Source organism: Mycolicibacterium moriokaense, from assembly GCF_010726085.1.
In the GTDB taxonomy this organism is placed as follows: Bacteria; Actinomycetota; Actinomycetes; order Mycobacteriales; family Mycobacteriaceae; genus Mycobacterium; species Mycobacterium moriokaense.
In genome coordinates this window covers 4,570,940-4,591,209 of record NZ_AP022560.1, presented here as the reverse complement: position 1 = coordinate 4,591,209, position 20,270 = coordinate 4,570,940, and the positions used below count along the sequence as shown (strand labels likewise).

Genomic DNA, 20,270 nt, shown 5'->3' with positions numbered 1-20,270 from the left:
GATGACCACCTCATTGCCCCGTCAGGACCGGATCCGCCGCGCACTCGAGCTGTTACGCAACGAGACCACCGACAAGTTCGACGACGTGGTCGGCTTCTCCGCCGACGAGTTCACCGATCCGGTACTCGCGCAGCAGGAACGCGACCTGATCTTCGGTAAGGTGCCCTCGATCGTGGCGCACGGCTCGGAGATCGCCAAGCCGTACGACTTCCTGACCGTCGCGATGCCGCGCAACAACATCATCGTGGCGCGTCAGAAGGACGGCGGTGTCAAGGCTTTCGTCAACCTGTGCCGTCACCGCGGCGCGCTGCTCGAGGAGAACGAGAAGGGTCGCTGCCGATTCTTCTCCTGCCCGTATCACCGGTGGTCCTACGATCCCGACGGTTCACTGCGCATGGTGACCCGTGACAACACCTTCGGTGAGATCGACCGCAAAGAGCATGGCCTCATCGAGATTCCGTGCGAGGAGCGGCACGGGTTCATCTGGGTCGTCGACAATGCGCACGCCGAGATCGATGTCGCTGCGTGGCTGGGCCCGGAGATGGATGCGATCCTCGCCGGCTACCAGTTGGACAAACTCGTATGCGCCAAGTCCGCCGGCTTCGAGGAGCCGACCAATTGGAAGATCATGCAGGACGCCTTCCTCGACGGCTACCACATCCAATACGCCCACCCCAATACCGCGGGCAAGATCATCCACACCAACGTGATGGCGTTCGAGGACTTCGGAAGGCACTGCCGTTTCATCGCGCCGCGCAAGTCGATCGACAGGTGGCTCGAGGAGGATCCCGGCGACACGCCGCTGGACAAGTACGTTACCGAGACGCATTTCCTCCTGCCCAACAGCACGTTGTTGCGCCAGCCCGATCATTTCCAGTTGCTCACGTTCCGTCCGGATCAGAAGGACCCGGCGAAGTCGCGCATGGAGCAGCGGCTGATGGTGCCCTCGATCGAGGACTCCGGCATGGAGGAGGAGCACTGGAACAAGTTGTGGGAGAAGAACTGGCAGATCCTGCTCGCCGTTCTGCACAGCGAGGACTTCCCCTTGCTGCGTAACTCGCAACGCGGGATGGCCAGCGCCGATGCCGGTGACATGCTGCTGGGGCGCAACGAAACGGCGAACCAGGTGTTCCGCCGCGAGACCAAGAAGCTGCTCGCCGAAGGGGCAGCGTCGTAGCCCGATGATCAAGTATGAGTGGCGTACTCAGCTTGACGCCGACGAGGCCGCGCAATTGGAGGACATGCTCAGTCGCGCGGCTGTCTACGATGCCGAACCCGAGTACTGCACCATCGATTTCGCCGATGTCCAGCGCTCGATGGCGGCATCCGACAGTCGGGTCAAGCATCTGGTCATCTGGATGCTGCCCTACAGCAGCGCATTTGGTGAGGCGGATCATCCCGAGCGGATCGCCGGCCTGATGCGACTAGATGTCGATGACGATGGCGTCGCCGATGCCGCCATCGTCGTCGATCCGCGGCTGCGGTCGATCGGCATCACCACCTTGCTCCTCGAACGTGTCGGCCTGGATACGGGAGCGCCCGACGGCTGGTTGGGCACCGGTGCGCACACCATCACGGCCTGGGCGCAAGGCAATCATCCCGCCGCCGGGCGGCTGAGCAACCGTTTCCTCATCCCGCGCACCCGACGAGTGTGGAAGCTCATCCGTTCGACAGATTCGTTCGAAGACGCCACGGCCGCACCGGTTCTGGAAGAACTATCCGCCTCGACGCTCGACTGGATCGACTCCACATCGGGCGAGTTGCTCGGACTGCGCGAGGCCGGGCGCGTCGTCGGCGCAGTCGAACTCGATTACGATCCCGTCGTTTCCGAGGAGTTCGCCCGCTGCGCGACGATCGCCGCGGCGAGCGCCCCGCCCACCGCGCAGGTGCAGGAGCGCCGCCGGTTGCTGTGCGGTGCGGCAGCGACCGCCCACGAGGCAGGGTTCAGCGGCGTCATCATGTACGTGGACTCCGACGACACGGAGTGGGTCAACGCCTGCCGTTTGGCGGGCTTCCAGCACGACAGAACCGACGTCCGCTTCCAACTCGGTGGTCAACGGTGAGCACCCACCTCGACGCCACCGTTCCCAATGACTTGGCCAGCATCGTGGAGGCTCACGGCAAATCGGTTGCCGCTGGGGATAATCCCGCGGTGCTGGCCGATTTCCTTCCAGACCGCATCGGTCAGCTGATCGCATCCGCCGACGTGCCTACCCGGCTCAAGGCTGCCGAGGTGCAGCGCATCACCGACGTCGGAGACGAGCGCTTCGACGCGGTGATCCGCTACACCAAACCCGATGACACCTGGTTGGAATTGCGCAGCCGATGGGTGCGGTACCGCGACGGCAGTTGGCGGGTGTTCAGCGTCCGCAACATCCCCGAGACCGCGCCGTGGATCGACCTCACCGGCCCCGCCTGGGACGGCGTGGACGCGCCGCACTGGGACGGCCTGCGGGAGGGCCGGCTGCTCATGCAGCGGTGCCCACACTGTGCGACCTGGATCTGGTCTCCGCGACCGATCTGCCCCACCTGCCACAGCTTCGAAACCGCCTGGGAGCCTGTTGAACCCGTCGGCACCATCTACTCGTGGACGCGCACGTGGCAGGCGTTCACCCCGGAGGCCACCGGCCACCTGCCGTATGTGGTGGTGCTCGTTGAACTGCCGCATGCCGGCGGACGCCGACTGCTCGGCGTGCTCGAAAACGCCGACGGGATCACCCCGAGGATCGGAACCGCGGTGCGCGGAACGATCGAACAACCCCCCGACGACGAGCACTGGCCGCTGATCCGGTGGCATCTGGAGGGAGACCAGCAGTGAGTAGCGGTTTCCGGGGTGCGACCGCGGTCGTCGGCGTCGGGACGACCGACTATCTGCGTCGCGGCACCAGCGAGCTCACCTCATCGCAACTGGTGCTGCAGGCGATCCTCGCCGCCTGCGCGGACGCGGGCTGCGACCCCCGCACCATCGACGGGTTCGTGTCCTACTCCGAGGACTCGTCGGAAGGGTTGGCGATCGGCGCAGCCCTGGGCGTCCACGAGGTCCGGTGGTCGACGCAGATCTGGGGCGGCGGGGGCGGAGCGCTCGCAGCGGCCGTCAACTGCGCGGCCGCAGCCGTTTACAGCGGCCAGGCCCGCTGCGTCGCCGTGTACCGTGGCCTGTCCGAAGCCGTGGACGGGCGTCGCGCGTTCGCCAAGGGACACCTGGGCACGCTCTACACCGCGCACGGCGTCATGGCGCCGCCGCAGATCTGCGCGCTGCGCACCCAGCGGATGCTCGAGGTCGACGGGGTACCGCCGTCGGCGCTGGAGGCCGTCGCGATGGCCAGCTACCACCACGCTCAGAACAATCCGCGGGCGGTGGCATTCGGGAAACCGCTCGACCACGACCTTTATGAGAACAGCAGGTTCATCACCGAGCCGCTGCACCTCTACGACTGCTCTCGCGAAAATGACGGTGCAGCAGCGATTCTCGTCGCCGCAACAGACCGGCATGGCGAGTTCGCAGGCACGCCCGCCGTGATCCTGTCAGGTGTGCAGGGCGCGGCGGCGGGGTGGACCGAGTCGACGGAGAACGAGGAGCGCTACACGTCAGCGGGTTTTCATCCGGAGATGGTGCGGCGACTGTGGGACGGCGCGGGCATCGGCGCCGCCGACGTCGACGTCGCCCAGGTGTACGAGAACTTCACCGGCCCTGCGGTCGCCGCGATGATCGACCACGGGCTGTGCCCGCCGGGCCCCGAAGCCGGCGAGTTCATGACGGTCGACAACCTGACCGTCGAGCGGGGCAGGCTGCCGATCAACACGTCGGGCGGCAACATGGCCGAAGGATTTGTTCACGGCATCGGCCTCGCCGTAGAGGCCGTGCGCCAAATTCGCGGTGGCTCACCGAATCCCGTCGCAGGAGCGGATATCTCACTGCTGATCGGTGGGCCCATGGCGCCGCTCGTCAGCTCGACGGTGTTCGGTAGCCTGCAAACAGTCTGAGTCCGGTCCAGCCGGATGGCATGAAGGAGGATCATGGCCGCCACAGTGGGGTCCGCGTTGAACTGGTGGGCCAAGAACAAGGGCGATCACGTGGCCATCCGCGTCGGCGAGGATCAGCTGACCTACCGTGAGATCCAGCATTGGTCCAGCAGGCTGGCGCGTCAGCTGGTCGACAGCGGCGTCAAACCCGGCGATCGCGTCGGACTGCTTTCGCCCAACATGCTCCAGTGGCCCGTCGCGGCGCTGGCCATCCTCAAGACCGGGGCTCTCCTGGTGCCGTTCAACGCGCGGCTCAAGCCCGCCGAAGTACGCAAGGTCGCCGATGACTCCGGCCTGAGCGCGCTGGTGGCCGCGCCCGGGCAGCTGGCCACGGCCCACGAAGCCAAGGAGAGTGGTCGGGAATTCGCAGTCCTGGGTTTCGACACCGTTGACGCGGTACGCGACGGTGAGCCGGATGACTTCTGCATTGACCGCGATCTCGACGATCCGGTGGCGGTCATCTTCACCAGCGGATCGACCGGACTGTCCAAGGGCGTCATTCTGACCAACCAGACACTGCTGAACATCGTGCTGGAGAACACGCTCACGGAGGAGGGTTTCCGGCCCGGCACCGTGACGCTGCTGGTGCTGCCGCTGGCCTTCACACCCGGGTTGGTCTACGGGCTGCTCGTGACGACCATCTTGGGTGGCACACTGATCATCGAGCCCGAACTGAACGCGTCGCGGGCGGTGAACCTCATCGAGCAGCGCCAGGTGCGTGCCCTGTTCGGCGTGCCGGTGATTTTCGAGACCATCTCTCGGGCACCGGAATTCGAGAATGCTGACCTCAGCAGCCTGCAGACAGCGATCGTGGGTGGCGCTGCGGTGCCTCCCGATCTGCTGCGCCGGTGGGCGGACAAGGGCGTGATGCTCCGGCAGATCTACGGCATGACGGAGGCCGGTGGGGTCGCGACGGCCACCTTGAAGGACGAGGCCCTGCAGCACCCGGATTCCTGTGGCAGCGGTTCGATTTTCACCGATGTTCGGGTGATGCGAGACGACGGCGCCCTGGCTGAAGCCGGTGAGCAAGGCGAACTCGTGGTGCGGGGTCCTGGCGTCACCCCCGGCTACTGGGAGGACTCGGAGTCGACGGCGGCGGCCATGCGCGACGGCTGGCTACACAGCGGCGACGTCGGTGTGGCGGACGCCGAAGGGCGGATCACGTTCGTCGACCGGATCAAGGACCTGATCATCTCCGGCGGCATCAACATCTCTCCGGTGGAGCTCGAGGCGGCTATCGCGACCCTCGATGGTGTCGAGGAGGTGGCGGTGATCGCCGCGCCTGATCCACGGTGGGGTGAGACGCCGGCGGCGATCATTTCCGTGGCGGCGGGTCATGAGGGTTTGGACGCAGCCGCCGTGATCGCACACTGCGAGAAGATCCTTTCCGATTACAAGGTTCCTCGCTACGTGGTGCTGCGTTCGGAGCCGTTGCCCCGGCTGCCCAGCGGCAAGCTCGCCAAACTGGCGATCCGCGAGGAATACCGCGACATCGCCGAGCGCTACAGCAAGGCGCGTTGAGCGGCTAGTTGTCAGCAGGCCCCACACGATAGATCGACTTGGCCACGCGGTACGCCGCAAGGCCTTCGGGGCCGAGTTCGCGTCCCAGTCCGCTGGCTTTGACTCCGCCGAAGGGTGCTTGGATGTCGAGCTGGTAGTCGTTCACGCCTACCGTGCCCGTGTGCATTTCGCGGGCGATGTTCGTCGCGCGTTCGACGTCCTGAGACCAGACCGTGCCCGCCAACCCGAATTCGGTGGTATTCGCGATGCGTACCGCCTCACGGTCGTCGGTGTAGGGGATGACGACCACGACGGGCCCGAAGATCTCCTCCTGGGCGATACGGTACGAATTGTCGACATCGGCGAACACCGTGGGCTCGACGAACCAGCCCCGCGGTTGATCTTGTGGAATACCCCCGCCGGCAAGCAGTTTGGCACCCTCGCGTTTCCCCACCTCGATGTAGTCGAGAACCCGATCCCGCTGCCGGCCGCTGACGAGAGGGCCGATCTCGGTGTCGTCCGCCAGTGGATCGCCAACGACCATCTCCTTGGCGAGTGTTGCGATCGCGTCGACGAATTCGCCGTACCGTGAGCGGGGAACCAGGATCCGTGAACTGAGGTGGCAGGTCTGGCCGTTGTTGACGAACGATGCCGAGCGCAATCCCGCGATGGTGGCGTCCAGATCGGCGTCGTCGAGGATCACCGCGGCCGACTTGCCGCCGAGTTCCAAGGTGACGGGACGGATCAGCCTGCCGCATTCGGCACCGATGGCCCGCCCCGCGGCGGTCGACCCCGTGAAGGCGACTTTGTCGACGTCGGGATGGCTGACGAGGTGTGTGCCTGCCGCCGCGTCGCCCGGAACGACGTTGAGGACGCCGGCAGGCAGCCCCGCCTCCGCGGCGGCCTCCGCGAACACCATCGCGTCCAGCGACGTCTCCGGGGCCGCCTTGAGGACGACACTGCACCCGGCGGCCAGCGCCGGCGCGATCTTCATGACCGCGAGTGGCTGAGGGTAGTTCCATGGCGTGATCGCCCCGACCACACCGATCGGCTCATGTCGAACAATGGTGTGCCCGATCAGGGCGGGGCGAATCTCCTCGGGCTCCCAAGCCGCGATGAGTTTGGCGTAATAGTTGACGAGAGCTGCGGGGAAGGCGCCGTTCGCCATGCGGGACAACGTGATCGGCATGCCATTCTCCCGACTCACGAGCGTCGCGGTGTCCGCTGCCCGTGACCGCAGCGCCGCCGCGAATCCCTTCAACAATTCCACGCGGTCGCTCGGGGTCGCGGTGGACCATGCCTTCGCGTCGGGCCCGTTGGCGGCTGAGACGGCGTCGTCGATATCAGCTTCGGTGGCGCACGGCCCATCGGCGAGATGTTCGCCGGTTGCGGCCTCCCATACCGGAATCACCTTTGAGGCTTCGCGGAATTCGCCGCCGATGAACAGTCGTGGCGTGTCGGTGGATGAGGTCATTCGAGGTGTTCCTCCGGAATCGGACGTCGGTTTGGGCAAGGACGGCACGTTCGGATCGGTCATGGGGCATTGATGGAGCATGCATTCGGGATCTGGCGTACCACACCCCTCAGGAAGCCGCGCACCTTGGCCTCGAATAGCTCGTCGGGCCCGAGCCGGCATGCCTCGACGGCGTCGGCCAGCATCGGCGCGCGCGCTGGATCCACGCCGCGGAAGCTTCTCGATCTGTTTTGGGCGGCGTCGATCGCCTCGATGAGCACGGCGCCCACCGCCAACGTTTCCATGCCGTCGATGATCCTGATGTGCAGTTCGTCCGGAACTCCCGAATCGCGCAGGAAGTTGATCGCGCCTTCGTACCCGCCAAGGACCAAATCGCGTGGCGGGTAATGCAACAGGAGCGGTGCCGCCTTCGGATATCTCAGAATGGATTTCCGAAAGTTGGACGCGAGCACCACGAAGTGTTCAGGCCAGTCCGGTCCCGGCGACAGACCGGATGTTGCGACGGCGGGGCCTGCGATGTGGCGCGCGACCCCGAGCATGATTTCGTCCCTACTGCGGAAGTGGTGGTACAGCGACGGTGCGCGTACACCCATGTGCGCTGCCAGTCGCGGAAGACTGAACGCGCCAAGGCCGTCGGCATCGATGACTTCGAGCGCGGCGTGAATGGCAGCCGTTCTGCTGATGAGCGGCTTGGCCGGACGTGCCATCTGATGCTCAGGAACCTGATGTGCCGCCGTCAACGGCGGTGGTGGAGCCCGTGGTGTAGCTGGACGCCGCAGTCGCGACAAGCATTGCGGCGGTATCCATTGCGCGCCGGGTGGCAATGCGGCCGAGCGAGCGGCCGCTACGCATCAGCCTTCCGCACGCTCGCTTGGCCGAGTTTGCACTGAATAGGTTGACCTCGATCACCCAGCGGAAGTCGACCTGGCTTTCGGTCGAGATCGGCGCGACGCGGGAGACAGGGGTGATGGTGGACATGATGCGGTGCGAGCGGTTGATGTCCCGTACCGCTGCGGCGGTTTTTTGCCGCCGCCGGCCTGCGACGACGACTTGAGGGCCGGACCGTGCTGCGGCGAATCCGGCTCCCGACCCGCTGTCCGCGCCCGTGATGTACGTCGCGGATCCGTTGTGCCTGAACGGATCGAGCACCGAATTCACCCCCGTGGACATGCATCACTCCTTGGTCGTACCTGCTCAGCGTGCGCGACTGAACCTAATGAGAATAGGTTTGTATTCCGAAATTGTCCATTCCCTTGAGGGCGCGACGTGGGGCCAGCGGCTTATCCGTCGGCATGGCGGACGCAGAAGAGGCGCCGGCCGACGGGGCTGTTACGGGTGTAAGAGGTTGCCGATCAGGCGGTCACCCGTTCGCCGGACAGCGAGAAGGCAGGCAGCACAAACGTTCTCAACATCTCACGGTGGTTGGGATCCTCGGGGCTGGCGAAGTCGAGCCTGCCCACGAGGATGAATTGAACCAGCGCAAGCCATTCGGCGACAGCGGCGATGTCGAGGTCGCGGCGTACCTCACCCCGCTCCATCGCCCGGCGGAAGATCGGCTCCCACATCTCGGCAGTGAGATTGGTCGCCAGATTCGAACCGCCGACGATCGGCCTAGTCATGCCCATGTGTTCGGGGCTGACGAGAATGCGAACGATGGGATCCTTGCGACCGTGATCGACCAGGTAGACCAGCCCTTCGATCAGCTGCTCGGCGAATGTCTCGTGACTCAGAATGAACGTGCGCGCACGCTCGAACAGCATCCGCGAACGGCGTTCGATGAGCGCACCCACCAGCGCCTCGCGATCGCCGAAGTAGCGGTACACCGTCGGGCGGGAAACCCCGGCTTCCCTGCCGATGTCATCCATCGTGGTCTTGGGGATCCCATAACGCAGGATCACGACCTCGGCGGCAGCGAGTATCTGTTCGCGTGCTTCATCGACGTCTCTGCTCAGGCCGGAGCCGTCCTTGCGCCGCGGCATAAGTTCTCCTGTCGATCACCCGCGACGCTACGTTACAGCATTACGTGATTTGTCAGCTGTCAGTTCTCGTCGATGATGAGTGCCAATTCGGGGCAGGACGCGACACCGTCGCGAATCAATTGCTCGTCGCCGGGGGCCACCTCGTGATTCTCGAGAATCGAGTAGCCCTCGTCGTCGATGGGGAAGAGGTCGGGGTCGACCGCATAGCACTGGGCGTGTCCCGCGCACTTGGAGCGTTCCAGGCGGACTTTCATTGCCGATTCTCCTTTGAATTACCGACGATTGGGCTGAGGCGCCGGGCCTCGGCGGCAGCGCGCCACCGTGTGAATTAAAACTATAGGCTTTAGGTGTTTGAGCGTCCAGGGCGGTGCAGTGGCGCGGGCTGGGTGCCTTGTCGTCGCCGGGAAGCCGACCCGGATCAACGGCGTCCGAGACTGCCGGCATTTCCGTATCGGATAGTCCATCGTCGCCATACCATCTCGTTGAACTGCTGATTTGCCGAGCGATCGGACCGCAGTGCCGACTCGATTCCGTCTGGATTCCCGGTGGACGAGGCGATCGGGCGGTGCCACGACCCGCCGTTGCCAAGTCTCGACTCAAAACCTTACGATATTAGGTAAGTCACAGTCGACGTTACGACCTCTAGGGGGCGCAAAGTATGTCAGGCCCAGCTGCAGTCGAGGGGCGACCGAGTGAGACGGCGGAGCGCCCACCGATCACCGTCCGGTGTCCCGCCGACGGTCGTGACGTCGGGACGGTGCCCGACCTGGGTAGCGACGACATCGCCGCGATCTGCGCGGACCTGCGCCGGGCTCAGCCGGAATGGGAGGCCCTCGGGCCCCGCGGTCGCAGTGCGCACCTGTTGCGGTGGTTGGACTGGTTGCTCGACAACGAGCGGCGGCTCTTGACCCTCGTCCAGCAGGAAACGGGGAAGTCGTGGGCCGACGCATCGTTGGAGATGTCCGTCGCGGTCGACGTCATCAACTACTTCACCGCCAACGCCGAACGCTTCCTCGCCGACCGCAAGGTCAAGCCTGCGGGCGTCGCAAACGCCGTGCGCAAGCTGCGCGTGCAGGTGCGCCCCCATCAGCTGGTCGGCCTGATCACCCCGTGGAACGGGCCGTTGGGCGGACCGATGATGGACGTCGTCGGTGCGTTGGTCGCCGGCGCCGCTGTGGTGTCTAAACCCTCGGAGGTCACGCCCCTGACGTGGTCCGAGGTGGTCCGCGGCTGGCGCGACGAGATCGGCGCCCCGCCCGTGTTGGCGGTGGCGACCGGCGGACGAGAAGCCGGCGCGGCGGTCGTCGACGAAGTCGACATGGTGATGTTCACCGGATCGGTTCGCACGGGACGGTCGATCGCGGTGCGGTGCGCCGAACGCCTGATTCCCTGCAGTCTCGAGCTCGGCGGCAAAGATGCGCTGATTGTGTTGGCGGACGCCGACATCGAGCGCGCCGCCAAAGCGGCGGTGTGGGGCGGGATGACCAACTCGGGACAGGCGTGCGTCGGTGTGGAACGGGTCTACGTGGAGGCTCCTGTGTACGACGAATTCGTTGCGCGGGTGACGGAAAAGGTCAAGGCCCTGCGACAGGGGATGGACGCGCCGGGAAGCTTCGCGTCTGACATCGGCGTGATGGTGACGCCGAGTCAGGTGGACATCGTCGCCGAGCATGTCGCCGATGCTGTCGCGAAGGGCGCGCGAGTCCTCACAGGTGGTGAACGCATACCAGGCAATGGCTTTGCGCCGACGGTGTTGGTCGATGTCGACCACAGCATGCGGTGTATGCGCGAGGAGACGTTCGGTCCGACGCTGGCGATCATGCGGGTTGCCGACGGCGACGAGGCCGTCAGGCTCGCCAACGACTCCGAGTACGGCCTGAGTTCCAGCCTCTGGACCCGTGACCGCCGCAAGGCCGACCGGATCTCCCGGCGCATCGAAGCTGGATCGGTGTCGATCAACAACGCTCTCGTCGCGACGTTCCAGCTGCCAATTCCGATGGGAGGGTGGAAGAACTCCGGACTCGGCACGCGGTTCGGCGGACCGCAAGGCGTACTCAAATACTGCCGTCAGCAGTCGGTGGTGGAGGAGCGCCTGTCGCTCAAGTCCGAACCGCTGTGGTATCCGGTGGTGCCTGCTCGGTCCCGGTTGATTGCGCGCGCCGTCAGGCTGCTAGGTGCCCACGACTGGCGACGCCGGTTAGGTAGACGCGGGCGATAAGAATGAGTCAACGGGGTAGCGGAATCCATTCAGCGGTAGGGAAAGCCGGAATGGCTTCGGCGGTGAGCCGCACTCTCGTCGACGGCCCGAAGATGCTCCCTCACAGGCGCATAGTTGACGCGTGCGGCGTCGAAGTTGGGCGAACCCCCGCGTCGGCAACACCTTTGGCGACTGCTCGTTGCCTATACTCGCTAGGTGAACGTCATCCATATCTGAGCCCGACGGTTTAGGAGCCCACTGACATGGTTCGGCCCTCCAAGCCGCTGATCAGCCGATCGGCCGCCGTCGAAGCCTCGATCGAGATCATCGATAAAGAGGGTCTCTCCGGCTTGACCTTGCCGGCGCTCGCCGCCCATCTCGGCGTGCGGGCCCCATCGCTTTATCACCACTTCAGCAGCAAGGACGAGATTCTGATCGCGGTGGCGCGCCACATCGCGGGTAAGTCCGTCATTCGGCCGCGACGCCCACCAGGGCCGGACTGGCCCGAGTACTTCGTCAGCCTGGGGCTGAACTTCCGCCAGTCGGTGCTGCGGCATCGAAACGCGGCGACAATTCTCATCGAGCACCTGCCACGGGAAACGCTCATCCCCGGCTTCGAAGACGCCGCGCGCTTCCTGCACGATTCGGGTGTGCCGGTGCATCTGCACGTGCAGATCCTCGACGGCGTCGAAACGCTCTGCGTCGGCGCCGTGCTGGCCGAAGCGGCTCGCCGTCCACGTACCCGGCAAGCCCTCTTTCCCTCGGTGAATGCCGAGGATCATCCGAACCTCACCGCGGCGCTGGAAGCGAACGAACTCACTGTCAAGGAGTTGTTCGCCGAGCGGATCCGCAGCTTCCTCTATGGCGTGATGGTCAACGACACCTACGAGCGCGCCACCGAGGAAACGTCGGCCTGACTCACCCGTCGGCTCATCAGCCGTCCCGGCGAGCAGTGTTTGCCGCCATATTCACCGAGCCTGCGTGAACCGCCTCGCATCAGGGGACTTGGCAACTAAACCTATTGGTAGTAGATTAACCCCTCGGCATGGGTAAACCGCATCGCGTTAGGTTTGAGTCAACATTCCTGCACTTCATGAGGGGTCAAGCATGAGTTTGGGCATGGCGAAGCGAAGCGCGCGCCTGGCGGGTGAGGCCGGTGCTAATGACGACCCTGGGAGCCGGGACTTCGGTCCCAGCGCCTCATTCGGGCAGCTGGTCCAGGAGCGCCGGTGACGCAACTCGATGACGGGCCGGGCGCAATCCGCGTCGCCGGAAGGGGTCGCATCAGGACCGGGCTCGACAAGATAGCCGCGGCGAAGGCAGCCAAGCCGATCGGAGCAGTGGGCGGCTTCTTCGCTTTGGCCCTCGACGTGTTCATGCTGATTCCCCGGCGGCCGTTTGCTTGGCGGGAGTTCTTGCTGCAGGCGTGGTTCGTGGCTCGTGTGTCGTTGGTGCCGACTTTGATGCTGGCGATCCCATTCACCGTCCTTTTGATCTTCACCTTCAACATCCTGTTGGTGGAATTCGGTGCCGCGGACTACTCGGGTACCGGCGCCGCATACGGGACGGTGACCCAGATCGGTCCGGTGGTGACGGTGCTCGTCGTATCCGGAGCCGGCGCGACGGCCATGTGCGCCGATCTGGGTGCCCGCACGATCCGCGAAGAGCTGGATGCGCTGCGAGTGATGGGCGTCAATCCGATTCAGGCGCTGGTGGTCCCACGCGTGCTCGCGGCGACCGTGGTGGCGACACTGCTGTCGTCGGTGGTGATTCTGGTCGGCCTTGTTGGAAGCTTTGCCTTTTCGGTGTTCGTGCAACACGTGACACCGGGCTCCTTTGTCGGCGGCCTCACTGTCATCACCTCGGCTGCGGACGTTGTTGTCGCGCTGATCAAGTCGACTCTGTTCGGCCTGGCAGCCGGATTGATTGCGTGTTACAAGGGCGTGTCTGTCGGCGGCGGCCCCGCCGGTGTCGGCAACGCAGTCAACGAAACCGTCGTATTCACCTTCGTGGCGTTGTTCGCGATCAACATCGTCGCCACGGCCGTCGGTGTTAAGGCAACGCTGTGAGCGCGACGCTGCCCAGTAAGCAGCATCCGCGGGTCCGCCGTGCCGTCAGCAGCATGACGGTAGGGCTCGAACGTATCGGGAAGCAGGCACAGTTCTACTTCCAGACGCTGGTGTCAATCCGCGACGGGATCGCCCATTACAACGGTGAGATGGTGCGACTGATCGCCCAAATGAGTTTGGGAACAGGTGCATTGGCGATCATCGGTGGCACCGTGGTCATCGTCGGATTTCTGACGCTGTCGACCGGAGCGCTGGTGGCCGTGCAAGGGTACAACCAGTTCGCCAACGTAGGTGTCGAGGCCCTCACGGGATTCGCATCCGCGTTCTTCAACGTCCGGCTGATTGCGCCGGTGATCGCCGGAATCGCATTGGCGGCAACGATCGGAGCCGGTGCCACCGCCCAGCTGGGCGCGATGCGGATCAATGAGGAGATCGACGCGTTGGAGGTCATGGGGGTGCGCTCGGTGGCGTACCTCGCCTCCAACCGGGTGGTCGCCGGGGTGATCGTCGTGATGCCGTTGTACTGCGTCGCGATGATCACGGCCTTTCTCGCCGCCCGCTTCGGCACGACCGTCGTCTACGGCCAGTCCAGCGGCGTCTACGACCACTACTTCAATACGTTTCTGCAGCCGACCGACATCATCTGGTCGTTCTTCCAGGCGGTGGTGATGGCCATCGTGATCATGTTGGTGCACACCTATTACGGCTACACCGCATCCGGTGGACCGGCCGGAGTCGGTGAAGCAGTCGGACGGGCCGTCCGCACGTCCATGATCGCCGCGGTGTTCGTTGTCCTGTTCGTATCGTTGGCCATCTACGGTCAGTCCGGCAATTTCCACCTCAGCGGATAGTGGGATGACCCTCGCGCAGCGTGCAGAGCGTATCCACCCGCTGTGGTGGGCCGCAGGCATGTTCGGGACCATCGCCGCGGTGGTCGCGGTGTGTTCGGCGTTGTTCGCAGGCACCTTCAAGAGCTACCTGCCGGTCACATTGGTCTCGGAGCGCACCGGTTTGGTGATGGAGTCCGGCGCCAAGGTGAAGATGCGGGGAGTCGAAGTGGGCCGCGTCGCCGGTGTCAACGGCGGCCGCCAACCGACGAGCCTGAAGCTGGAGATCTTTCCGGACCAGGCCGAGCGGATTCCGGCCAACGTCGAGGCAGAGATCAAGGCCACGACCGCCTTTGGCGCCAAGTACGTCGACCTCATCTATCCCGAGAATCCGAGCCCGAAGCGATTGACCGCCGGTGAAGTGCTGCACTCGCGCAACGTCACCACCGAGGTCAACACCGTGTTCGACAACCTGGTGGGGCTGCTCGACCAGATCGACGTGTCGAAAATCAACGCGGTGCTGACCGCCCTCGCGGACGGGGTGCGCGGTAAGGGCGAACGCATCGGTCAAGCGACGACGGATGCCAATCAGGTGTTGCTCGCACTGAATCCGCGGATGGACACCGTCGCGGCGGATTGGCGCTCGCTCAAGGGTTTCAGCGATGCCTACGGTGCCGCGGCGGGGGACATTCTTTCCACACTCGACGCCGCAACCACCACCAGCGCCACCATCAGCGATCGCTCCAACGACCTCGATGCGTTGTTGATGAGCACGATCGGGTTCGCCAACAGCGGGATCGGCCTTCTCGGGCCGAACAAGGACACCATCGTCAACGGTGTGAACGTGCTCGAACCGACGACGAGTCTGCTGCTGAAGTACAACCCCGAATACACCTGCACGATTCAGGGCGCGAAGGTCTTTTTGGACAAGGCCGGCAACGAGTGGTTCGGTGGCGACGGTCGCACCGTGTTCCTGGACGCCGGAATCTCGTTCGGCGACGACCTGTACCGCTACCCGGAGAACCTTCCGATCGTGGCGGCGAAGGGCGGGCCCGGCGGCAAGCCGGGCTGCGGTTCATTGCCCGACGTGGCGAAGAACTTCCCTGTTCGCCAATTGATTACGAACACGGGCTTCGGCAGAGGGCTGGACTGGCGTCCGAACCCCGGTATCGGACGGACGTGTTCGGCCGACTACTTCCCGGTCACCCGTGCGATTCCGGAACCGCCGCACGTGGGGGAGTGCCTGCCAGGTCCTGCGCCGGGACCGCCGCCCCCGTATCCGGGAGGGCCGCCCTACGGGGCACCCTGGTACGCCGCCGACGGCACCCCGCTCTGGCCGGGCCTGCCGCAGGCGCCTCCACCGCCCGCACAGGCGTCACCGCCGTCACCGTGAGCCCCCATTGATCCGAGGAATGTAAACCCGTGAACAGCAACCTGAGGCGCGCCGCCATCAGCTTCACCGTCTTCGTGGCGGTGTGCCTGGTGGGGACGGCGGGACTGCTGGCGATCTTCTCGCAGTTCCGCTTCTCCGACGAGCAGGTGTACCGCGCCGAGTTCACCGACGTGAGCGGGTTGGCCGCCGGCGACTTCGTCCGCATCGCCGGTGTGGAGGTCGGCAAGGTCAAGAACATCTCCATCGACCAGAATTCCCAGGCCGTCGTCGAGTTCACCGCAGACCCGACCGTCGCTCTCACCGACGCGACCAAGGCCGCGATCCGCTGGGAGAACCCCATCGGTGATCGATACCTCGCACTGTTGGAGGGATCGGGTGGTGGCAAGCGCCTCAATCCCGGCGGCACGATCGCGGTGAACCGGACCGAGCCGGCGCTGGATCTCGACACCCTGCTCGGCGGCTTCCGTCCGCTGTTCAAGGCGCTGGACCCAGAACAGGTCAATGCGCTGTCGGGGCAGCTGATCTCGGCATTTCAAGGTGAGGGAGCCACCATCGGCTCATTCCTTCAACAGGCAGCCGTAGTCACCAACACCCTCGCCGACCGTGATGAGCTCATCGGCCAGGTGATCAACAACCTCAATGCGGTCGTGGGTTCCTTCGGCGGTCAAAGTGCGCAGTTCGCCAAGGCGGTCGACTCACTGTCGCAACTCACGGAGGGGTTGGCGGCCCGCCGAACCGACATCGCCAACGCCGTGGCCTACACGAACGCTGCGTCGGCGACGATCGCCGACCTGCTGGTGCAGGCCCGGCCAGCGGCCAAAGACACGGTGGCACAGACCGATCGGGTGGCCGCCATCATCGCCGCCGATCACGAGTGGTTCGACCATTACCTCGAGACGCTGCCGCAGTCCTACAAGGTCCTCAGCCGGCTGGGCATCATGGGCGACTTCTTCACCTTCTATCTGTGCGACCTGGTGCTGAAGGTCAACGGCAAGGGTGGTCAGCCGGTCTACGTCAAACTGGCGGGGCAGAGCACGGGACGGTGCGCGCCGAAGTGAAGTCATTCCAGGAACGCAATCTGTTCGTCATTGGCGCGGTGGGGCTTTCGGTGACCGCCGCCCTCGTGACGATCGCGCTGCAGTACGACAAGTTGCCCTTCATCAACAGCACCGAGAGCTACTCGGCGTACTTCGCCGAGGCAGGAGGCCTGCGGCCCGGTGCCGCTGTGCAAGTCGCCGGCTATCGCGTGGGTGAGGTGTCGTCAGTAGATCTGGAGGGGGCGCGGGTACTGGTCACCTTCGATGTCAAGAGCGACGTGCGGCTCGGCGAGCAGAGCGAAGCGAACATCAGGACCAAGAGTCTGCTCGGCGCCAAGGTGCTCGAAATCACGCCCCGCGGCGGAGGACATCTCGAAGGCGCCATCCCCCTCGAGCGGACCGAGTCGCCCTACCAACTGCCCGATGCACTCGGAGACCTGTCGGCGACGATCGACGAGCTGAACACCGATGCGGTCTCCGACGCGCTGGCCACGCTGGCGGACACGTTCCGCAACACTCCGCCGAATGTGCAGGCCGCGGTCCAGGGCGTCGGGCGCTTTGCTCAAACGCTGGACGCGCGCGATTCGGCAATTCGCAACCTCCTCGCCAACGTCAACAAGGCCACCTCGGTGTTGTCGGAGCGCGCCGACCAGGTGGCCAATGTGGTCGCCAACAGCAACGCGTTGTTGGGCGAGCTGCGCACACAAAGCGCTGCACTGGAACAGATTTCGGGTAACCTCTCGGCACTCGCCGAGCAGTTGTCGGGCTTCATCGCCGACAACCAGGCGCAACTGCGTCCCGCGTTGGACAAGCTGAACGTCGTCCTGGCGATGGTCGACAACCGCAAAGCCGGACTCCAGCAAGCCATCAAGTTCTTGAATCAGTACGCCATGTCGCTGGGTGAATCCGTCGCGTCAGGTCCCTTTTTCAAGGCGTATATCGCCAACTTGATTCCGGGACAGTTCATCCAGCCGTTCGTCGATGCCGCATTCTCAGACCTCGGCCTGGATCCCAACGTGTTGTTGCCGTCTCAGCGCACCGACCCGCAGGTTGGCCAACAGGCCACGCCCGCCCTGCCGATGCCGTATCCGCGGACGGGTCAGGGCGGAGAGCCGCGGCTCACCGTGCCCGACGCGATCACCGGCAACCCAGGCGATCAGGGCTGCGGTCCGCCGGGTCTGCCCCTGCCCGGCCCCACCGGGTGCTATCCGTACCGGGAGCCGCTGCCGGCGCCCCCGCCAGGGGGTCCGCCGCCGGGGCCGCCCGCGCCTGCCCCGGCGTCATTGTCACCGAGTGAGGGAGGGCAGTGATGAAGTCACGCGGTTTACGCGGTGGCGTGGCGATCGCGCTCGTCCTGACGCTGATCGGCGGCGTCATCGTGGTTGTGCGGGCGATCGACGCCCTGAACCGGTTCCATGTCGTGGCCTACTTCGAGAACAGCAACGGCTTGTTCACCAACGACGAGGTGCGCATTCTCGGAGTGCCCGTCGGGCGCGTCGAGCGCATCGAACCGCAGCCCGAGCAAGTGAAGATCACGTTCTGGATCGAAGACAAGTACGCGGTGCCTGCCGACGCGAAGGCCGCGATCGTGTCACCGCAGCTGGTGACGTCGCGTGCGATCCAGCTGACCCCGGCCTACACCGGCGGGCCCAAAATGAGCGATGGCGCGGTCATCCCGCAGAGCCGCACGGCAGTGCCGCTGGAGTGGGACGACCTTCGCCTTCAGCTCGAAAAGCTCACCGACGCACTCCAACCCACCGAGCCCGGCGGGGTGAGCACCCTCGGGGCGCTCATCGACACCGCCGCGAACAATCTCCGCGGGCAGGGCGTGAACATCCGCGACACGATCACCAAGCTGTCCCAGGCGCTGTCGATACTCGGGGATCACAGCAACGACATGTTCTCGACGGTCAAGAACCTGTCGGTGGTGGTGTCCGCGCTACACGACAGCGCGGCACTGCTGCGTCAACTCAACGACAATCTCGCCTCGGTGACGGGTTCGCTGGCCAGTTCCCCGGATTCCGTCGGCACTGCGGTCAAGGACCTCAACGACGTCGTCGCCGCGACAACCCAGTTCATCTCCGAGAACCGCGAAGCGTTGGGAACGACCACCGACCAACTTGCGTCGATCACCACCGCCGTCCACGACAGCATCGACGACGTCGAACAGTCGCTGCACCTGTTTCCGAACACTCTGCAGAACTTCATCAACATCTATCAGCCGACCCAGCAGGGCATCACCGGTGCGCTGACACTGCAGAACTTCGCGAACCCGATCTCGTTCCTGTGCGGGGGGATCCAGGCGGCGTCGCGACTGAACAACGAACAGTCGGCGAAGTTGTGCGTTCAATACCTGGCGCCGATCATCAAGAACCGCCAGTACAACTTCCTGCCGTTGGGCGCGAACTACGTCGTCGGCCAATCGGCGCGCCCGAATGAGCTCACCTACTCCGAGGACTGGTTGCGACCCGACTATCGGCCGTCCCCGCCTGCGGCACAACCCAATACGGCACCGCCGTTGGCAGCCGAGGCTCAACCGCCCGCTGCGCCGGCTCCTGCTGCGGCGCCCGCTGTCGCCACCGACCCCGCCGCGGGTCTGCCGGGCATGATGGTTCCCCCAGGGGGTGGCTCATGAGGTGGGATCGGCTGACGCGCTGCATCGTCAGCGTGATCTCGGTGATTGTCGCCGCCGCGCTGGCAGGCTGTGAGTGGCACGGTCTGAACTCCCTGCCGCTGCCCGGCACCGAGGGCGGCGGACCGGGCTCCTATGTGGTCCAGGCGCAACTGCCCGATGTCGGCTACATCCAACAGAACTCCAGGGTTCGCGTGGGCGACGCGAACGTGGGCACGATCACCAAGATCGAACGCCAGGGATGGCACGCGTTGGTCACGATGACCCTCAACGGCGATGTCGACCTGCCGGCCAACGCAACTGCGACAGTCGGCCAGACCAGCCTGCTCGGTTCGTTGCATATCGAGCTGGCTCCTCCCGCCGATGCGCCACCACAAGGAAAGCTGCACAATGGCTCACTGATCCCGCTGGCGAACGCCGGTGCCTATCCGGGCACCGATCAGACCCTGGCGGCGCTATCGCTCTTACTGAACGGTGGCGGCGTCGGCCAGGTACAGGACATCACCGCGGCATTCGCCACGGCGTTCCGAGACCGCGAGGCCGACCTGCGCAGTCTGATCGAACAAATCGATCAGTTCACCGCCCGCCTGAATTCCCAAACGGGTGACATCATCGCGGCTACCGAGAGCTTCAACGGGCTGGTCAGCCAGTTGGCTGAGCAGAAGCCGGTGTTGGACAAAGCGTTACACACCATTCCCGATGCCCTGGCCGTCCTCGCCGAGCAGCGTGAGCGCCTCACGGAAGCCGTCGATGCGCTCGGCAAGTTCAGTGCGCTGGCCGCAGACACCGTGAACCAGAGCAAAGAGAATCTGGTCAAGGAACTCAAAGCGGTAGCACCCGTGCTGCGATCGCTCGCCGACGCGGGGCCGGATCTGACCCGCTCCTTGGACTTCATCGGCACCTTCCCGTGGCCAAAGGGACCGCTGGACAACTGGATTCGCGGTGACTACGCCAACATCACCGCGATTGTCGACCTGACGCTGAGTCGCATCGACAACAATCTGTTCACCGGCACGAGGTGGGAAGGCGACCTCACCGAGCTGGAGTTGCAGTGGGGCCGCACCATCGGCCAGCTACCGAGCCCCTACACGGCGTCGAATCCGCTGGTGGCTCCCTACCGCCTAGATCAGGGGCCGTGA

The 20,270-nt window shown here is 64.9% G+C and carries 19 protein-coding genes; 14 read left to right on the top strand and 5 right to left on the bottom strand.

The genetic code is table 11. From position 1 onward, the window contains the following. Position 1 precedes the first annotated feature (1 nt). The 5 genes from G6N43_RS22595 to G6N43_RS22575 are packed head-to-tail and all read left to right on the top strand — an operon-like array spanning position 2 to position 5,544. On the top strand, positions 2 to 1,177 hold the full coding sequence (locus G6N43_RS22595; RefSeq protein WP_083150296.1) for an aromatic ring-hydroxylating oxygenase subunit alpha: 1,176 nt from the start codon (positions 2 to 4) through the stop codon (positions 1,175 to 1,177). A gap of 4 nt (positions 1,178 to 1,181) precedes the next feature. Beyond that, positions 1,182 to 2,063 carry a hypothetical protein gene (locus tag G6N43_RS22590; protein ID WP_083150297.1) on the top strand — a complete coding sequence of 294 codons (882 nt, stop codon included), beginning with the start codon at positions 1,182 to 1,184 and terminating at the stop codon, positions 2,061 to 2,063. Next, positions 2,060 to 2,818: a Zn-ribbon domain-containing OB-fold protein gene (locus G6N43_RS30960; protein WP_083150298.1), complete on the top strand. Its 759-nt coding sequence runs from the start codon at positions 2,060 to 2,062 to the stop codon at positions 2,816 to 2,818. The genes G6N43_RS22590 and G6N43_RS30960 overlap by 4 nt, the downstream gene beginning before the upstream one ends. Then, the gene (locus G6N43_RS22580) at positions 2,815 to 3,984 is read left to right on the top strand and encodes a thiolase C-terminal domain-containing protein (protein ID WP_083150299.1); all 1,170 of its coding nucleotides are present in this window, start codon (positions 2,815 to 2,817) and stop codon (positions 3,982 to 3,984) included. Before G6N43_RS30960 ends, G6N43_RS22580 begins: the two co-directional genes overlap by 4 nt. A 33-nt stretch (positions 3,985 to 4,017) precedes the next feature. Beyond that, positions 4,018 to 5,544 carry a class I adenylate-forming enzyme family protein gene (locus tag G6N43_RS22575; protein ID WP_083150300.1) on the top strand — a complete coding sequence of 509 codons (1,527 nt, stop codon included), beginning with the start codon at positions 4,018 to 4,020 and terminating at the stop codon, positions 5,542 to 5,544. A 4-nt stretch (positions 5,545 to 5,548) separates the two neighbouring features. Here the strand turns inward: G6N43_RS22575 and G6N43_RS22570 are convergent, their stop codons facing one another. From G6N43_RS22570 to G6N43_RS22550, 5 genes are all read right to left on the bottom strand, one after another. Continuing rightward, positions 5,549 to 6,997, bottom strand: coding sequence for an aldehyde dehydrogenase (locus tag G6N43_RS22570; protein ID WP_083150301.1), 1,449 nt, complete (start codon positions 6,995 to 6,997; stop codon positions 5,549 to 5,551). Positions 6,998 to 7,056: 59 nt separating this feature from the next. After that, positions 7,057 to 7,704: a TetR/AcrR family transcriptional regulator gene (locus G6N43_RS22565; RefSeq protein WP_083150302.1), complete on the bottom strand. Its 648-nt coding sequence runs from the start codon at positions 7,702 to 7,704 to the stop codon at positions 7,057 to 7,059. 7 nt (positions 7,705 to 7,711) lie between these two features. Beyond that, complete coding sequence (locus G6N43_RS22560; protein WP_234810046.1) at positions 7,712 to 8,146, bottom strand: SDR family oxidoreductase; 435 nt, start codon at positions 8,144 to 8,146, stop codon at positions 7,712 to 7,714. A 203-nt stretch (positions 8,147 to 8,349) separates the two neighbouring features. After that, positions 8,350 to 8,976 carry a TetR/AcrR family transcriptional regulator gene (locus G6N43_RS22555; RefSeq protein ID WP_083150304.1) on the bottom strand — a complete coding sequence of 209 codons (627 nt, stop codon included), beginning with the start codon at positions 8,974 to 8,976 and terminating at the stop codon, positions 8,350 to 8,352. 59 nt (positions 8,977 to 9,035) lie between these two features. Then, complete coding sequence (locus G6N43_RS22550; RefSeq protein WP_083150305.1) at positions 9,036 to 9,230, bottom strand: ferredoxin FdxE; 195 nt, start codon at positions 9,228 to 9,230, stop codon at positions 9,036 to 9,038. 404 nt (positions 9,231 to 9,634) lie between these two features. Between G6N43_RS22550 and G6N43_RS22545 the strand changes: the two genes are divergently transcribed. From G6N43_RS22545 to G6N43_RS22505, 9 genes are all read left to right on the top strand, one after another. Continuing rightward, on the top strand, positions 9,635 to 11,194 hold the full coding sequence (locus G6N43_RS22545) for an aldehyde dehydrogenase family protein (protein WP_083150306.1): 1,560 nt from the start codon (positions 9,635 to 9,637) through the stop codon (positions 11,192 to 11,194). 242 nt (positions 11,195 to 11,436) lie between these two features. Then, positions 11,437 to 12,090: a TetR family transcriptional regulator gene (locus tag G6N43_RS22540; RefSeq protein ID WP_083150307.1), complete on the top strand. Its 654-nt coding sequence runs from the start codon at positions 11,437 to 11,439 to the stop codon at positions 12,088 to 12,090. A gap of 459 nt (positions 12,091 to 12,549) precedes the next feature. Next, positions 12,550 to 13,242, top strand: a complete 693-nt coding sequence (locus G6N43_RS22535; protein WP_407664921.1) for an MlaE family ABC transporter permease — start codon at positions 12,550 to 12,552, stop codon at positions 13,240 to 13,242. A 53-nt stretch (positions 13,243 to 13,295) separates the two neighbouring features. Continuing rightward, positions 13,296 to 14,093, top strand: a complete 798-nt coding sequence (locus G6N43_RS22530; RefSeq protein ID WP_179968055.1) for an ABC transporter permease — start codon at positions 13,296 to 13,298, stop codon at positions 14,091 to 14,093. 4 nt (positions 14,094 to 14,097) lie between these two features. Next, a complete protein-coding gene (locus tag G6N43_RS22525; RefSeq protein WP_083150309.1) occupies positions 14,098 to 15,462 on the top strand; it encodes an MCE family protein in 1,365 nt (454 codons plus the stop codon). 29 nt (positions 15,463 to 15,491) lie between these two features. Then, positions 15,492 to 16,520, top strand: coding sequence for an MCE family protein (locus G6N43_RS22520; protein WP_083150310.1), 1,029 nt, complete (start codon positions 15,492 to 15,494; stop codon positions 16,518 to 16,520). Further along, a complete protein-coding gene (locus tag G6N43_RS22515; RefSeq protein ID WP_083150441.1) occupies positions 16,517 to 17,809 on the top strand; it encodes an MCE family protein in 1,293 nt (430 codons plus the stop codon). The genes G6N43_RS22520 and G6N43_RS22515 overlap by 4 nt, the downstream gene beginning before the upstream one ends. Then, complete coding sequence (locus G6N43_RS22510) at positions 17,809 to 19,134, top strand: virulence factor Mce family protein (protein WP_083150311.1); 1,326 nt, start codon at positions 17,809 to 17,811, stop codon at positions 19,132 to 19,134. The genes G6N43_RS22515 and G6N43_RS22510 overlap by 1 nt, the downstream gene beginning before the upstream one ends. Further along, positions 19,131 to 20,270: a virulence factor Mce family protein gene (locus G6N43_RS22505; RefSeq protein WP_083150312.1), complete on the top strand. Its 1,140-nt coding sequence runs from the start codon at positions 19,131 to 19,133 to the stop codon at positions 20,268 to 20,270. Before G6N43_RS22510 ends, G6N43_RS22505 begins: the two co-directional genes overlap by 4 nt.

Coding starts and splice junctions, on each gene's coding strand:
- G6N43_RS22595 (WP_083150296.1), top strand. CDS start 2: ATGACCACCTCATTGCCCCGTCAGGACCGGATCCGCCGCGCACTCGAG.
- G6N43_RS22590 (WP_083150297.1), top strand. CDS start 1,182: ATGATCAAGTATGAGTGGCGTACTCAGCTTGACGCCGACGAGGCCGCG.
- G6N43_RS22575 (WP_083150300.1), top strand. CDS start 4,018: ATGGCCGCCACAGTGGGGTCCGCGTTGAACTGGTGGGCCAAGAACAAG.
- G6N43_RS22570 (WP_083150301.1), bottom strand. CDS start 6,997: ATGACCTCATCCACCGACACGCCACGACTGTTCATCGGCGGCGAATTC.
- G6N43_RS22565 (WP_083150302.1), bottom strand. CDS start 7,704: ATGGCACGTCCGGCCAAGCCGCTCATCAGCAGAACGGCTGCCATTCAC.
- G6N43_RS22555 (WP_083150304.1), bottom strand. CDS start 8,976: ATGCCGCGGCGCAAGGACGGCTCCGGCCTGAGCAGAGACGTCGATGAA.
- G6N43_RS22550 (WP_083150305.1), bottom strand. CDS start 9,230: ATGAAAGTCCGCCTGGAACGCTCCAAGTGCGCGGGACACGCCCAGTGC.
- G6N43_RS22545 (WP_083150306.1), top strand. CDS start 9,635: ATGTCAGGCCCAGCTGCAGTCGAGGGGCGACCGAGTGAGACGGCGGAG.
- G6N43_RS22540 (WP_083150307.1), top strand. CDS start 11,437: ATGGTTCGGCCCTCCAAGCCGCTGATCAGCCGATCGGCCGCCGTCGAA.
- G6N43_RS22535 (WP_407664921.1), top strand. CDS start 12,550: ATGCTGATTCCCCGGCGGCCGTTTGCTTGGCGGGAGTTCTTGCTGCAG.
- G6N43_RS22530 (WP_179968055.1), top strand. CDS start 13,296: ATGACGGTAGGGCTCGAACGTATCGGGAAGCAGGCACAGTTCTACTTC.
- G6N43_RS22525 (WP_083150309.1), top strand. CDS start 14,098: ATGACCCTCGCGCAGCGTGCAGAGCGTATCCACCCGCTGTGGTGGGCC.
- G6N43_RS22510 (WP_083150311.1), top strand. CDS start 17,809: ATGAAGTCACGCGGTTTACGCGGTGGCGTGGCGATCGCGCTCGTCCTG.
- G6N43_RS22505 (WP_083150312.1), top strand. CDS start 19,131: ATGAGGTGGGATCGGCTGACGCGCTGCATCGTCAGCGTGATCTCGGTG.